The sequence below is a fragment of the uncultured Eudoraea sp. genome, from assembly GCF_947258525.1.
Classification (GTDB): domain Bacteria; phylum Bacteroidota; class Bacteroidia; order Flavobacteriales; family Flavobacteriaceae; genus Eudoraea.
Genome location: NZ_CAMYIP010000057.1, coordinates 25943 through 41684, shown reverse-complemented (window position 1 = coordinate 41684; position 15742 = coordinate 25943). Strand labels below are relative to the sequence as shown.

Sequence of the window (15742 nt, the reverse complement as noted above, 5' to 3'; positions counted from 1 at the left end):
TTCTGGAATCGGAAAAGATTCTTTCTAAAAATTCACTATCCGACTCACTTATGGATAATACTTTGATTTTATCCTTTTGGTTAATATTAAAGAACAACTGATTATCATATGGCAATCCAACATCTGATATTTCTATTCTACCCTTTATTACTTCATCAGAAGGTAAGGTAAATATGATATTGGATTTTCTATTTTCATCAAAAATTGCAGCTGTCTTAGCAATTAACTTACCATCATTATATAATGAAACAGGGATAGTTGCCAATTTTCCTGTAGTAGCTAAATTCACAGAGAGGTCTATAGTAGTTGGATTTACTTTGGCTATATATGCTGAATCCAATACCGTATTAGAATAATTTTCGGGCTTTAATTGAACCAAAAAAGTTTGGACACTTCCAAGGGTATCGGATACTTCAATAGCTTTTCTGTTTTGAAAATCAGAAGCCAACACCAAATACTTAATTGAGTTTTCATCTTTGCTAAATAAATTTCTCCCTTTAAGAAGTATGTCCTTAATTTCCAGTTGATTATAGGTGTAGGGAAGAGTCAAAAGATCATTGCGAATATCGGGTAGGGTAGTGTTGGAGAAAACCCTGTCATTGGTAAAAAGATTGAATGTCTTATCCTTGGGCAGATCTTTTAATAATTTCTGGACAGCATCCTGAAGCAATGTTCCATTGTCTGTTTTAGCCTGCATGCTAAACGAGTTGTCAAGGTAGATTACTGTTTCTTTCTCGTATGCGGCTGATTCATTGGCCAAATAGGGTTGAGAAAAAGCAAGTATTAAACTTGAAAGTAATAATACTCTTGAGATAAGTAAAAGCCATTTTTTTATCTCGCTGCTTTTGCGAGACTGCGCAACTACTTTTTGTAAGAGCTTTACATTGGTAAATGGAGTTTTTTTGAATCTCCGAAGCTGAAAGAGGTGAATTAATATGGGAATCAGAAGCAGAAAAAAGGCCCAAAGGAGTTCCGGATATTTAAACAGCATTCCCAAATTTGATTTGACAAATATATAAAGTATTGAGAAGAAACAGCCTAGGAATTATGACAAAATTGGGAAGGATTTCAAGTAACATATAAAAACACATTTAATATTTGGGCGTACTTATCCGTCTAAAACTCTTTAAAACTTAGTCGATGAATATGTTCCTTAACAAAAGAAATAATAATCGATCATAGGGTATTGCCCCAAATTCATAAAGAAATTTTTAATTATTTCCTGAGCCTCTTCATTGGCAACAGTAACTATACTTTTCGGTCTTTTCAATTTATGCAAATAATCAAAATGTCTTAATTCCTGACCATAAATATTTTTACCTATTTTTTTGGGGTTATCGCATAACCAATAGAAGGGGATTTTGCGTTTTATCAAATCCTTCGCAACACTTTTTCCTTTATTCCCTGCTCCCCAAACTGTCAAAGGCCGGTTATTATCGTGGTGAAGTTTTAAATAGTAATAAAGTTTTAAATGTAAAAAATAGTTCTGTGCATAGTGCTCACTGGTTCTTGAGGTTCTGGTGTCATAGTCGCGCCAACGGTGTAATATCTCACTGCAGGGAATACATTGTAAACCCATTTCATAAAAGCGAAATGTAAGATCATAGTCCTCTGGGTATCTATCGTGTTCAAAAGCTCCACAATCCTCTAGATCTTCTTTGTGGACCATCCAACAAGGGGAGGGGATAACACATTCCTTATATATCTCAGAGTAGTTAGCTCCTTGGGAGGTAAGCTTGTTCAACCATCTTTCATATCGCTCGTAACCATTGCTTATTCCACGGTCAGAAAAGTATTGAACACCACCTATAGCTACGTGCTCTTTTCCATGTTTTTCTAATCCCGAAGCCAGGATTTTCAATTTATTTGGATTCATAATATCATCAGAATCCATTCTTGTTATATATTCTCCCTTGCTTAAATTATAGGCCGTTCTAAGTGCTGAAATTATACCTTCTCCTTTATTGGCATGTACTTTTATCCTTGTATCCGCAGATGAATAATGCTCAAGAATAATCTTGCTGTTATCTGAGGAGTGATCATCTACTGCAATTATTTCCCAGTTTTGGTAATTCTGCGATATAATAGATTCAATACACTCCGGCAGGAATTCAGAAGTATTCTTGAATGGGATGAGTATGCTAACAAGATGATTTTTCATTAAAAGCGCAATTGGAGCAATTATTCTATTGTTTTCATAAAATCATTCCAAAATACTGTAGATCCATTTTTAGCAGAAATTTTAGCAGCCTCCAGGATTTGTATAACAATAGCATTATTTTCAATACTGGAAGGTGAAAATGGTGGCAAGACATATCCTTCCTTAACCAACTGCTGCATTAATGCGAATGGATCATTTAGGCTTTTTGGCAAAGGAATGGCCTTAACTTTAGTACTCTGCTTATTTCCCTTTGCGAGAATTTCCATATCCACACTATTCTTACAAAAAATATAACCTGAATTGCTATAAATCTCCATATCCTTCACATTTTGCGGCCAATTCCATGAAGCCTGGATAATTACTTGTGCACCGGGATAGGTAAGAACTACGGTGGCCTCATCCTCAACTTTCGGATAAAGATGTGGTTTAATTTGTTGTAGTGTGCATGAAACGCTTATTGGTTCGATTCCTTTCATAAGCCAGGTGACCAAATTCGCACCGTAGCATCCAAAATCTGTCAAGGCTCCACCACCATTTAAGACAGGATCGGTGAGCCACTCCAAAAACTCAGGATTACAACCTATTTCTATTGGTCCCTGATGTCCGGTATGGAATACAATTTTTCTAATCTCACCTATTTTTTTAGAATTATATACACTATCGTATGCGGCATGGTTGCTTGCATACCATGAGGTTTCGTAGTTTGTTAATAGATATACATTGTGCTTCTTGGCTAATTCAATCATCCTTTTGGCATGCTTCCAATTAACAGCAAGCGGTTTCTCTACCATAATATGGATTCCTTTTGGAGCACAATATTCAACAACCTTCAGATGATCATAAATTGTGTTAAATGCAGTCACAGCTTCCGGTTTAGTTTCCTCTATCATTTCTTCCATCGTTTCATAGACTATGTCCATAGAAAATCCATGCTGCCTTGCATATTTACCGGCCAGGTCTCTATTAGGTTCCACAATTCCTACAATCTCAATATCTCCACGGTTCTCTCTTCCCAAAATCCAGTGCATATGGGTATGAACCAAACCAATGACCCCTACTTTAAGTGTTTTGGATTGAATACCACTTTTAAATCCGGAAACCTCAATCATTTTCAATTCATTTGCATTACTTCCTTGTGCGATCAATACAGAGAAAGCTAATACAAATGTGAAAGTCAGCAGGTATCTAACCATGGTGCTTAAAGTGCTATTTATAATTTGAAGTTGATTTTTATAAAGTAAATAAAAATGTAACTATTCCCTGGCCAATGCATCATTTATGGCTTTTTCTGCCAATGGAGCCATTAACTCATATCCTTTTTTATTTGGATGAACCCCATCACTGCCAAGATCTTGTCGCAGGCCATTATTACCATCGGTCATTGCTGAAAAGTAATCCAGGTATACAAAACCTTTACGCTCGGAATATGCCATTATCATATTGTTTAGTGCAGGAATCTTTTCATTTGGTTTAAGTCCTTTACGCCAGGGATAATCATAAGCAGGCAGAACAGAGCATAAAACTACTTTTATACCATTGGCTTCCGCCAATTCGGCCATGGACATTAGATTATGTGCAATCATCTCCAAAGTAGATGGCCCCGTGTTACCCGCAATATCATTGGTTCCTGCCAGGATAACCACTGCTTTGGGCTTTAAATCAATTACATCTTGTCTGAACCTTACCAGCATTTGAGGAGTTGTCTGTCCGCTGATTCCTCTGTTCACATAAGGTTTACCCTCAAAAAACTCCGGCTGGTGATGAGACCAACCAATTGTAATAGAGTTTCCCATAAAAACAACACGATTTTCATTGGTTTTAATATCGGGGAGTTCTTTATTAGCAGAGCTGAAGTGTTCAAGTTGAGCCCAATCCTGGGCACCTAAAATGGAGTACGTAAAAAATAGGCAGAGTACTAAAATGTTCTTGAAATTGTTTAAAATCATAATACACAGTTATATTATATTGCTTCAAAAGGTACAAAATGTTATAAATATAAATAGCTAAACTTAACAACTCTATGTGCATGTAGGATTGGAGGGATACAAAGAATAAAAAAACCCCGCATTTAATGCAGGGTTCTATATTTAATTAATAGGTCTAATTATTCACATGGAACATCTTCACCATTACCATCCCAACAATGCCATTCTTCATCTTCAAAATAGTTAAAGGCCCTTACTCTTCCCACAAAGGTCTCTCTATTCCATTCAATTCTTACATCACTAAAATCCTGCCTGTTACTGTCATAAGCATAGGCGTTAAAATAGGCGTCAAAATCACCATCCTGAAGTCCGTATTCAAGATAGCTGTCTTTGAACATATCATCATTCTCCTGTTCATCCAGTTCTCTAACCCAGGTATATCTAATATTGCCAATTTCGTCATTAGTTCGTTCCCAGTCTATTCTCAGCATAGCTACAGGGTTTTCCGGACTTTGATTTAATATCCAAAATCCGCTATTACCATCCATTGCAGAACTTCCGGAAAACCATAAAAATTCTTCAAAAGCTCCAATTCCAATCTTTGTAATATACATTTTCCATAGAACTTCTTCACCTGTTACTTCCCCTGTAAGACGGGCAGTATATTGACTGGTAAAGCCATCTACCTGGTAGGTCCATTGCCATATATTATCTCCTAAATCTTCAGGAGAATGTGCGAAAGCAGATTTGAAAGATGCAACCGGAACGGCAAGGGTTGTAAAAAGGGTTGAATTCCAGACGCCCACGACAATTTGAGAAAAAAACCAATTGCCATTGGGGGCTTTATCATTATAAACCAGTGCAGTACTTTTACCTGAGTTTGAATCATCGGTAAAATCGCTAAAGTCTATTGCCATAGACTCGTAAAGTGGCAAAGCCAGGCTATTAGCCGCATCTATAGTATCATCAGATTTCTCGCAGGAAATTGTAAAAAATAAGGCAATTATGGCTGATATGCCGTATACTCTCCAATTTTTCATAACGTTAAAGATTTGTTTATTAATCACATTTGTATGTTCTTTTAACGCTTATGTGACCATAAAAGTATGGGAGAATAGGCCATTTGTCGAAAACTAAAAAAGAAAAAAGGACAATGAATAAAGATTCATCAGTTAGGAAACTTCCTGAATAATTCAGTAAGAGAGTTAAAAAATTCTCGTTTAAGGTTATTATAAAAGCGGTATGAGTATTGTTGACTTAATACTTGGCAGACTTACCTTTCGACATGGTTTTTTCAATAAAACTTCTAATATCAGAATTGGCTTTTTCCAAATCTTCTTTGCGGAGATACATCATATGTCCACTGCGATAACCTTTAAAATCAAACCTGTCTTTCATACGGCCACTGGGATCGATCTGCCACATGGTATATTTGGCATTGAAATATGTAGTGGCACCATCGAAATATCCGGACTGTACCAAAACGTGCAGATAAGGGTTCTGTGCCATGGCCTGTCTCAGATTATCTCTCGTATTATCCTCTTTGTTGTCCCATGGCCGTACAGGACCAAACATATTGTATTTGATATCTGTTTTAAATTGAAGTTCTTCCTGAAGATAATAATTTATTGCGGGTGTAAAGCTGTGCAGCCAGGAAGTTAGTTCAGAGTTATAATCTGGTTCAGAACCCGAAATTTGCTTATCTAACCCCAAATACCGACTATCCAGCCGACCAATGGTATAACCACTGCGGTCTCTTAATAATCCTTTCCAGAAATAAGAAGTTGGCACTACAAGATTATGATCTAATATTTCCTTTTTAGTGAGCCCGGAATAATAAGCCATTTTTTCAGCTACGGAATTTCTTTCCTCTTCACTGATAAAACCTCCTTTGGCTATGGCCGGTATTACTGTATTAATTGTATATGCCTCTGATTCTGGTAAAATCTCGAGTAAATCCTTTTGCTGAAGTTTATCATCTAAAGCTTTCTGATACCATGCAGCCGCGGTATAATAGGGCAAATTTAAAGCACTGCTTACAGGGCCGCCAGTGCGAATTACTTTGTAATCTGCCGGGGAAACCATAATTACCCCATTTAAATACATCCATTGCTGGTTTTGGAGTTCAAGTGCCAACCCCATAACTCTTGTCCCGCCATAACTTTCACCAATAATATATTTTGGGGAGCTCCATCTGTTATTGCGGGTAACGAAGGTATTCAGCCATTCTGCCAGATATTTTATGTCTGCATTTATTCCAAAAAATTTACTACGGTCTACATCTTTGCCACTTTCCGGAATGGTACGTGAGTAACCCGTATTTGCCGGATTTACATAAACTATATCTGTTATATCCAATATAGAATAAGGGTTTTGTTTTACTCCATATGGCTGAACAGGATACCCTTCGTCATCAATCTTTAAAATTCGTGGGCCAGTATATGCCAAATGCATCCAAACTGAGCCAGATCCTGGTCCGCCGTTAAAAGATATCAGCAAGGGCCTGCTAGCCCTGTCCTTTACATTGTTACGGGTATAGTAGGTGTAATGCAATGATGCAATAGGCTCTCCTAATTCATCCCAGACCGGTTGAGTACCGGTTTTTGCCGTATATGAAAATGTAATACCGTTACTGGTTACATTGTGCTGGGTAGTGATTGTAGTATCTATGGGTAATTTTCGATTTTGAGATAACGCGGGATTAAAGCATAGTATCAAAAGGGAAATTGGGATTAATCTTTTCATTCTTGATTAGTTTTAGAAAGTCCTAAAATATGGAATTTGGATGATAATTCAGTTTATAGCCAATAGTAAGATAAAAAAGAATAGCAATTTGTTCACTATCTTTAGATTTAGCATAGAAGTATTCGAATTCTTACAACTAAAACGAAGAAAATGAAAAACATTTCCAGAAGAACTTTTAATAAAACACTTTCCAAAGGAATCGGTGGCGTTACACTTCTGAGTGGGATGCCTTTGGCTTGTGCAATGGGCGGAAATAAACAGGAAAAAAAGAAATTAGGCGTAGCTCTGGTAGGATTAGGTAGCTATAGTACTTATCAATTGGCACCTTCTTTAGAAGACTGTGAATTATGTTATTTGGCCGGTATAGTTACCGGTACTCCTGAGAAAGAAAAGATTTGGAAGGATAAGTATAATATCCCTGAAGCAAATGTCTATAATTATGAGAATTTTGATAGCATTGTGTCTAATGATTCTATTGATATAGTCTATGTAGTACTTCCAAATTCTATGCATGCCGATTTCTCAATTAGAGCTGCTAAAGCAGGAAAACATGTTATATGCGAAAAGCCAATGGCTATTAGCGTAGAGGAATGTGATGTTATAATTGAAGCATGTAAAAAAGCGAATGTGAAATTAAGTGTGGGTTACCGTCTGCACTCAGAGCCATATACTCAGGAAATAAAGCGATTGGTAGACGAAAAGGTTTTTGGAAATGTGCAGTATATATCTGCTGAAGCGGCCTACCGGTCTGGAGGTAATCCGGATCAATGGCGATTAAACAAAGCACTTTCAGGCGGTGGCGCATTATTGAACATGGGGGTTTATGCGATTCAAAGTGCAATTTACGGTACTGGAGAGAACCCAATTTCTGTTACAGCTCAGGAATTTAGTTCGAGACCGGAATATTTTAAGGATACGGATGAGACTATCACTGCACAATTCGAATTTTCAAGTGGAGCATTTGGTAATATCATGACATCACATAACACGAATGTAAACAGAATGTATGCCAGTTGTGATAATGGGTGGTTTGAATTGAATCCTGCCAGTTCGTATGGACCTTTAGCAGGTAAAACTTCAAGCGGAGATTTGAGTTTCCCTCATGAGCGCCAGCAAAAATTACAGATGGATGATTTTGCTCGCCATATTTTAAATGATGCGCCCAATGCTGCTCCTGGCGAAATGGGCAAGCGAGATATGATTATTGTGGAAACCATTTACGAATCGATAGCAAAGGGAAATTCAAAAATTGAATTGAAATTGGGCGCTATGGGTCTGTAAATAATATTCAATTAACAACATTCAATAACAATTCTTAAAAGGAAATGATACCAATTTATTGGAGGTATTAGGTAATAGTACTTAGGAATTAATCTCTAAAAAAGGCTCATCTTCGTGATCGTGCTTTAACCATATTTTGGCATTTACTTCAGACAAAAAAGTGCGAATCAATGCGCGCCTGTTATTGGCTACTTTATCTAAAAATCTATTATGAGTTTCCCCATCCCAGACCAGGGCTAGTTTAATATGACCCCTTAAAACATTTGCAATGTGTTCACCCAGAAAAAATAGTTCAACAAGAGGTATTTTGGTTTTGACAACGTCAATCACATTCACCAAAATTTTATATTTTTTTTCTTTAAGGCATTCGTTTCTTATGATCTTAGGATACTTTATAAAATCTTCATAAGAATAATCTCCGGTAATAGTCATTACCAGATAATTTTTTTCTATTTCAAAGGAATATAGACTTCCCATAAGAACCTTAAAATTGCGATTAGGTTGTTATAGCAGAAATAAGGTCTTTTCAAATTATCTATCTTAAATTTAAGAAAAATTCTAAATCTAAATAGAGAATATCTCTTTTGAAGTAAGAATTTAACGAATAAGCCTAAAAAAGGGAGTTATTAAACAAATTAAAACTTTTCAAAAACACCTAGTCCAAATAGAGCAAAATCATATTTAACGGGATCTATAGGATCCATTTTACGGAGTAGAGAATCTAGTTCAGTGACGGATTTTGAGTCATTCTGTTTCCGGATTAATAACCCAAGTTTCCTGGCTACATTACCAGAATGAACATCTAAAGGGCATGATAAAATAGAAGGGGAAATTGATTTCCAGATTCCGAAATCTACATTTGTAGTATTATCCCTTACCATCCATCTTAGAAACATATTTAAGCGTTTAGCAGCGGATCCTTTCGCCGGGTCCGAAATATGTTTGGTTGTTCTTTTTGGATGTGTTAATTCAAAAAAGATTTGTTTAAATTTTGTAATGGCCGGCTGAGTTGATGTATCTGAGGAATATTGGTTAAAAATTCCTTCTAAACCACTATAATGATTATATATATTTCTTAAAGATTTAATGAAGTATATTAAATCAATGCTATTAAAGGTGCGATGAACAAAGGGTTCAAGCTTTATTAAATCAGATTCATTATGGGATAAAACAAAATTATAAGGATCATAATCCAATAATTCCATCAAATAGTTGGCATTATTGATAATACTTTTGCGATTGCCCCATGCAATTGTTGCGGTGAGAAAGGCACTAATCTCAATATCTTCTTTTTTAGCGAACAAATGTGGAACCCGGATAGGATCTGAATCCAGAAACTGCGGATTATTATATTGGACGACTTTAGTATCCAAAAAATCTTTTAACTCATTTAATTTCAACAATGTTTCATTTTAATGAGATTCTTAGGAAAAAGTGAAATTGGTGCAAATTCCCAAACTTCTATCAACTTATTCGTCTCTGATTTGCCCATCTATCATGGTTAACTTCCTGTCAGCCATATCCGCTAATTCCTCATTATGTGTAACAATAACAAAAGTTTGCCCAAACTCATCCCGTAATTGAAAGAAAAGTTGATGTAGTTTATCCGCGCTTTCTGAATCCAGATTACCACTTGGTTCATCTGCAAGTATTATTGAAGGATTATTAATTAATGCTCTCGCCACCGCAACACGCTGTTGTTCACCGCCGGATAACTCATTCGGACGATGATGAATACGATTAGAAAGCCCCAGGAAATCTAGTAATTCCGTTGCTCTGGACTCTGCTTCTGCCTTCCCTGTTCTTTTGATGAACGCCGGAATGCAAACATTTTCAAGAGCTGTGAATTCGGGCAATAATTGGTGGAATTGAAAAATGAATCCGATATGATTATTTCTAAATGCCGCTAAGGCTTTATCTTTTAATGAATTAATATCGATTTCATTTATTTCCAGCTCACTCTCCTTTTTGTTGGACTGGGAATCCAGTGTACCTAAAATTTGTAGCAAAGTTGTTTTACCGGCTCCTGAAGGTCCTACTATAGAAACTACTTCCCCGGCTTTTACATGAAGATCTACCCCTTTTAAAACCTGAAGATTTCCGAAATATTTTTGGATATTAACGGCCTTAATCATCGTTAAATAATTAGGGCATGAAAGTAAACAATACGCTTAACACTGCAAAATGTTATAGATAGGGAATATGCCAGTTAATAGGTATTGTAAATCAATAGAAACCATTAGATCATTAATATTGCGATAATTATGATTTTTAATAAAGAAACCTTTAAATTCGAATTACATTAAATCAAGCCATTTATACATTTTACCATGACATCATATCATAACCTAGAGGAATATAACATAGAGATTACCAATGAAATAAAGGAACGTTTTTCCGGGATAATTCAAGAAATAGGGGAGAAGGTTGACAGGGAAGGATTGGTAAAAACACCGGAAAGAGCTGCAAAAGCAATGATGTTTTTAACACAAGGCTATAAACAGGATGCAGCAGCAATCCTGAAAAGTGCCATGTTTAAAGAGTCTTATAACGAAATGGTAATTGTTAAGGATATTGAATTGTATTCACTTTGTGAACATCATATATTACCTTTTTTTGGAAAGGCCCACATTGCTTATATACCAAATGGTCAGATTGTAGGGCTGAGCAAATTGCCAAGAATCGTTGATATTTTTGCGCGCAGGTTGCAGGTGCAGGAGCGCTTAACCGAGCAGATTTTAGATTGTATAAATGATACCTTAAAACCTCAGGGAGTAGCTGTTGTTATAGAAGCAGCACATATGTGTATGATGATGCGTGGTGTTCAAAAACAGAATTCTGTTACTACAACATCCGGATTTAGGGGCTCCTTCGAAAAAGAAGAAACCCGTAATGAATTTTTGAAATTAATCAGCTCTAATTTGTCGTAAATTTGGCACTTCTACAGATTAAAATATAAGCAGGTGGCTTGCCATAAATCACAAAATGATTAAAAAGAGAAAATATAAACTCCTCGTACTAGGATTCCTTTTTGACGGAATTGGTATGCTTTCCCTTTTAATACCGGGTATTGGGGAGTTCACAGATTTGATTTGGGCACCAATAGCTGGTTGGTTAATGACAAGAATGTACAAAGGGAATCCCGGTAAAATAGCGGGATTTATAGCTTTCATTGAAGAAATTGTACCTGGCTTAGATGTGATTCCCTCATTCACCTTAATGTGGCTCTATACCTATGTTTTTAAGGCAGATAAGGAAATAACCATTGAAGAAGGCTAGGCTCTTAATTTCTCAACTTTTAGATGCCCACTATTTTATTCCCTGCAATAGTCCAACCGAATATTAACTATAAAGGAATACTTAATCCTATGTTTATGTTCCTTCCAATATTTGAAATATCATCTACTTTAAGTCTGGACAAATGCGAAATATAATCTTGGTTCAGAATATTCAAGGCTGTTACAACCAATTCAACATCTTGTTTAAAGAGTTTTACACTTGCGCCAAAACCAGCATTCAAAAGATTATAACCGTTTGTGGGAGTTTCAAAGGTTGCTACTTTATTTTGATCAAATATAGAATTCAACGTAATAAACGTATAACTATTTGTTATCCATTTTTGGGAATTATTAAATTCCAGCCTTATGGTATTACTTAGCTTATTTGCCGGAATTAAAGGCAAATAGTCATCATTATCTAATTGTCCTGTCACTGATTCGAAACTACTCTGCACATGCAACCAGTCCAAGGGGTGCGGATGAAAGTGAAAACCAATTTCGCCCCCGTATAAAGTTGCATCTTGTTGTATATAATTATATACCGGGTTATTATCTACAAATTCTCCGTTGGGCTCAATAAAAATATAATCATTTATAATGTTGTAAAAACCGTTGGCAAAGAATTCAAAATGTTGACTACTGTATTCCAGGGCAATGTCCGTTTGTACATTATTTTCATTCTTAAGATTTGGATTCCCAATTTCAAACCTATTTGTTCCTTCATGTATCCCGTTTGAAGTGAGTTCAGCCAAATTTGGTGCTCTAAACCCACTTGCAATGTTAATTCGACCTATTAAATTCTTTAATAGATCTATTCTGTAGCCCATTGCTGCATTAAAACTATTGAAATTTCTGTCTAATTCCGCGATATACCCTTCTTCACCCAAAATACCTGTTTCTTCACCTTTTATGGAGCGATTATCAAATCGCAGACCCAGTTGAATATCGCTTTTTTCGAAGTGAATATGAGAGGTTACTAAAATGCCAATATCATTGGTTAAGGCATCGGGAATTAATACTTCTTCTCCAAAGTTTTCGTTTTTCTGGTTCATCCCTTGAATGCCGGCAATTGTTTGCCAGCGGCCAATGCTTGGCAAGTTGTATTGGAGATTGTAACTAAATGTAGAAAGTTGCATATCCAGTGCTGGTTCTAAATTTGCCTGGTCTTCAGTAGGTATTTCAGTATCTTCCTCCTCCTCAAACTCTTTTCGACTATTGAAAATATAACCCAAGGTTAACCTTAGACTCGAGTTGTTAAAAAACAAATCACTTTTTGAGCTGACTATATGATTGTTTATTTCCTGATATGGCGTAATAGGTGTTCGCCCTAAATCCTGTATGCCGATTTCTTCCGGAATACCCAAATCTGAGCTATTTAAGTTATAGCGTAACTCTGTTTTAAATATTCCGAATTGATATCCGAGGGCTGTTTTAATATCAAATTCATTAAAACGAGAGTTTGTTACTCTTATATCATTTCCCCCTTTATAATCTGCATGGGACGCATACGAGCCCCTTACCAGAAATTTAAATCTTTCACCTGAAGTTTTGAAGCCGGCATTGGCATCCATACCTTGGGTATTCGTAAAATAATTTAAATTAACACTTCCTTCGGTCGAGTTCATATTGGCGAATTGCTCTGGATTTAAATAAAGAACTCCACCTAAGGCATCCGATCCATATAGGAGTGATGCAGGACCTTTGATAACTTCTACACTTTCGACACCTGAAGCGCCAATACCAAGACCATGCTCATCACCAAATTGTTGGTTCTCCAGACGTATACTTTGAGAGTATACCAATACTCTGTTTGAGCTCAAACCTCTGATAACAGGTTTTCCTATGCCTATACCTGTAGAAACGCTTTCCACACCGGGGATGTTCGTAATTCCATCTGCTAGTGTTATAGCCCCCATTTTTCTTAAAGCAACGACCTTAGCTTGCTCTACCTTCATTACGTTTTCTCGCTGTAATTTATGAAATGGAGTAGATACAATTACCTCTTCCATTTCAATAGCACTTGGTAATAGGACTATATCTAGTGTATTTATCCCCTCAGTAAGAGTAATTTCGGAAGAAAATGTTTGGTAACCCATAAAGGAAGCTATGATCTTATAGGTGCCAACCGGAAGATTTTCCATAGTATACGCACCATTGTCTCCCGTGACACTTCCTTTTTCTATTTGGGGCAAATACACGGAAACCTGTTCTAAGGGGCTACTTGAATCTTCTGCAGATATATTCCCTCTAAGAGTACACTGTGCGTTAATATTAAAATAAAATGATATAAAAAGTATTGAAAATATATATTTCATAACCTGGTTTAAATTGAATTAATAAAAATCTTGTAAATCGAGTTATGAAAACAAAGGCGGAGCTCTTAGCGAAAATAGTGGGGAACCTGATTCAGGAGTAAAGTTATAATAGAATGAAAAGTCATTTTTTATTGAAACCGCAGCGATTACTTGTATTTCAAAAAGAGGTAAATAAAAGTGATGCGAAAAATTAAATTTACTAAAATCACAATCTAATTCTTTAACATGAATATGGGACTCAAAAGCGTTATCGCAGTTCATTGTTAAATGATCTGACGCATGCATCAGTTGGATTACTGAAGGAAGTGCCAAAAAGAATATTAGCACTAATGAAACTATGGAAAATGATATTTTCTTATGATGCTTCATCACCGTACAAAGTAATCAAATAAAGCAATCACAAAAAGTTAAAGAAAGATTGATTTATTTAAATAGAAAACCCAATCCGATTCTTTCCAACATTTTTTTTTCAAAGTTCCAGAAAAATTTGAACTGACCAAAAAGCCATCCGAATAAGACCAACAGAATTTGGTAAAATGGGAAGATCAGTAATATTCTAAGAGTCCAGTATACCCAGCCGCTCCACCAGGTTTCAGGAAAGTTGCCTCTTTCCAAACCAATCCATCCAAGAAATGGTTTTGCAATATATACCGCTGCAGAACCAGTTATTGAGAATACGATAAGAATTATAATGAGTTGAAAACTGGATTCTATACCCCAGCGTTTTTTAAGTTTCTCCATGATTATTTAAATCGCTGCAAATATATTCATTTAATTCTGGGTGCAAACGGCCCCAGGCGTTGTTTGTATTTGCGTTGAAAATAAATAAAAAAATTATAAAGTTGATAGTTTACCTCATACCCATAATCAATATTAGGGTCATAGAAAATCTGTAACTGATAAATATTAGGATCATATTTCAAAGGCTGTTGAACTCTCTGATTCCAGTTAATAACAAAAATTCGATTTCTGTTTTCCATAAACTCCTGAGTATAATATCCCCTTGGTTGTGCTATACTTTGAAGCCAGGTGTTGAAACCAATTTCAAGAATAATTATTTCATATTCCAGACTGTCATTTTTAATGGAAATGGTGTCCTTGTCTTGCTGATTAAATACTTCCTTTTCCTCTTCAGAAATATCTACAACTTTTTTAGAGCCGGAACATTGCACAATAAATAATATCAAAACCAAACCTGTAAAAATTTTAATCAAAATTTTAAATTTCATAGTGGTAGAATATATATAATAATGTACAAAAAAAACCATTTGCTAAAACAAATGGTTTTGTTAATTAAATCAGAAAAGATAGAATTTTATTTTCCAAAAAGGCCGCCTAATAGGCCCCCTATACCACTTTTCTTTTTAGAACCCCCCATGACCATTCCTGCAACATCATCGAGAATACTGCCATCTCCATCTGTATCCAATAGCGTAGTAAGAAGACTCTGGTTTTGTTCTGGTTGTCCACCCAACATACTCCCCAGGAGATTATTCATTCCACTCGCATCACTAACTTTATTTTCAGAGGTTTGTTTAGCTAAAACACCCATAACAATCGGAGCTGCAATTTTTAGAATATTGGCAATGGAACCTGTATCTATTCCTGAGCGCTGGCTTAAGGCATTCTCAACATTAGCTTGTTTTCCACCAAATACATGACCTAATATACCCGCTCCATCGTCCATTACAGATTGGTCTACACCCCCACTGAAAAGTCCTCCTAAATCATCCAATATACTGCCGTCATGCTTAGAAGATAAAGCATTCATCAGTCCCTGGGCACCTTCTGGTGAAGCTACATTTTTTTTCATTGCTCCCAACAGTAATGGCATAGCCATACTTAATACATCTGCTGTTTTGTTTTCAGCTTGTCCGGTTTGGCCAGCTACTCCGCTTATCACCTGTTTTCCCACTGGACTGTTTAATAAATCTAATAATCCTTCCATTTTGATTAGTGTTTTTTAAATAATGTCGCAATGTACAAATTCTAACAATTCCAAAAGGAAGGTCTTTAGAAAATAAATTCAAAAATTAC

At 36.0% G+C, this 15742-nt stretch carries 16 protein-coding genes; 3 read left to right on the top strand and 13 right to left on the bottom strand.

Translation table 11 applies throughout. The features are described 5' to 3' along the window. The 6 genes from Q0X89_RS04495 to Q0X89_RS04470 all read right to left on the bottom strand — a co-directional run. Positions 1-991 (bottom strand): BatA domain-containing protein (locus Q0X89_RS04495; RefSeq protein WP_297691558.1); only part of this gene is annotated, 991 nt, incomplete at its 3' end. 162 nt (positions 992-1153) lie between these two features. Next, positions 1154-2161 (bottom strand): glycosyltransferase, encoded by a 1008-nt coding sequence (locus tag Q0X89_RS04490; RefSeq protein ID WP_297691556.1) that lies wholly within the window; start codon positions 2159-2161, stop codon positions 1154-1156. A gap of 20 nt (positions 2162-2181) precedes the next feature. After that, a complete protein-coding gene (locus Q0X89_RS04485; protein ID WP_297691555.1) occupies positions 2182-3354 on the bottom strand; it encodes a Gfo/Idh/MocA family oxidoreductase in 1173 nt (390 codons plus the stop codon). Positions 3355-3414: 60 nt separating this feature from the next. Continuing rightward, complete coding sequence (locus Q0X89_RS04480; RefSeq protein WP_297691553.1) at positions 3415-4107, bottom strand: SGNH/GDSL hydrolase family protein; 693 nt, start codon at positions 4105-4107, stop codon at positions 3415-3417. Between the two features lie 158 nt (positions 4108-4265). After that, positions 4266-5126 (bottom strand): hypothetical protein, encoded by an 861-nt coding sequence (locus tag Q0X89_RS04475; protein WP_297691551.1) that lies wholly within the window; start codon positions 5124-5126, stop codon positions 4266-4268. 217 nt (positions 5127-5343) lie between these two features. Then, positions 5344-6831: a carboxypeptidase gene (locus Q0X89_RS04470; protein WP_297691549.1), complete on the bottom strand. Its 1488-nt coding sequence runs from the start codon at positions 6829-6831 to the stop codon at positions 5344-5346. Between the two features lie 150 nt (positions 6832-6981). On the opposite strand from Q0X89_RS04470, the gene Q0X89_RS04465 reads away from it, so the two are divergent. Further along, on the top strand, positions 6982-8112 hold the full coding sequence (locus tag Q0X89_RS04465) for a Gfo/Idh/MocA family oxidoreductase (protein WP_297691547.1): 1131 nt from the start codon (positions 6982-6984) through the stop codon (positions 8110-8112). Positions 8113-8193: 81 nt separating this feature from the next. On the opposite strand, the gene Q0X89_RS04460 is transcribed toward Q0X89_RS04465, so the two are convergent. The 3 genes from Q0X89_RS04460 to Q0X89_RS04450 form a co-directional block, all read right to left on the bottom strand. After that, complete coding sequence (locus tag Q0X89_RS04460) at positions 8194-8544, bottom strand: hypothetical protein (protein ID WP_297691545.1); 351 nt, start codon at positions 8542-8544, stop codon at positions 8194-8196. Positions 8545-8747: 203 nt separating this feature from the next. Continuing rightward, on the bottom strand, positions 8748-9512 hold the full coding sequence (locus Q0X89_RS04455) for a TIGR02757 family protein (RefSeq protein WP_297691543.1): 765 nt from the start codon (positions 9510-9512) through the stop codon (positions 8748-8750). 69 nt (positions 9513-9581) lie between these two features. Beyond that, positions 9582-10247 carry an ABC transporter ATP-binding protein gene (locus tag Q0X89_RS04450; RefSeq protein ID WP_297691541.1) on the bottom strand — a complete coding sequence of 222 codons (666 nt, stop codon included), beginning with the start codon at positions 10245-10247 and terminating at the stop codon, positions 9582-9584. Between the two features lie 195 nt (positions 10248-10442). On the opposite strand from Q0X89_RS04450, the gene folE reads away from it, so the two are divergent. After that, complete coding sequence (gene folE / locus Q0X89_RS04445; protein ID WP_297691539.1) at positions 10443-11042, top strand: GTP cyclohydrolase I FolE; 600 nt, start codon at positions 10443-10445, stop codon at positions 11040-11042. A 55-nt stretch (positions 11043-11097) separates the two neighbouring features. Further along, positions 11098-11391: a hypothetical protein gene (locus Q0X89_RS04440; RefSeq protein ID WP_297691537.1), complete on the top strand. Its 294-nt coding sequence runs from the start codon at positions 11098-11100 to the stop codon at positions 11389-11391. A 67-nt stretch (positions 11392-11458) separates the two neighbouring features. Here the strand turns inward: Q0X89_RS04440 and Q0X89_RS04435 are convergent, their stop codons facing one another. The 4 genes from Q0X89_RS04435 to Q0X89_RS04420 form a co-directional block, all read right to left on the bottom strand. Continuing rightward, on the bottom strand, positions 11459-13705 hold the full coding sequence (locus tag Q0X89_RS04435) for a TonB-dependent receptor (RefSeq protein ID WP_297691534.1): 2247 nt from the start codon (positions 13703-13705) through the stop codon (positions 11459-11461). A gap of 423 nt (positions 13706-14128) precedes the next feature. Continuing rightward, positions 14129-14446, bottom strand: a complete 318-nt coding sequence (locus tag Q0X89_RS04430) for a DUF6787 family protein (RefSeq protein WP_297691532.1) — start codon at positions 14444-14446, stop codon at positions 14129-14131. A 26-nt stretch (positions 14447-14472) separates the two neighbouring features. Further along, a complete protein-coding gene (locus tag Q0X89_RS04425; protein WP_297691530.1) occupies positions 14473-14934 on the bottom strand; it encodes a DUF6146 family protein in 462 nt (153 codons plus the stop codon). A gap of 86 nt (positions 14935-15020) precedes the next feature. Continuing rightward, a complete protein-coding gene (locus Q0X89_RS04420; protein ID WP_297691528.1) occupies positions 15021-15653 on the bottom strand; it encodes a DUF937 domain-containing protein in 633 nt (210 codons plus the stop codon). Positions 15654-15742 lie beyond the last annotated feature (89 nt).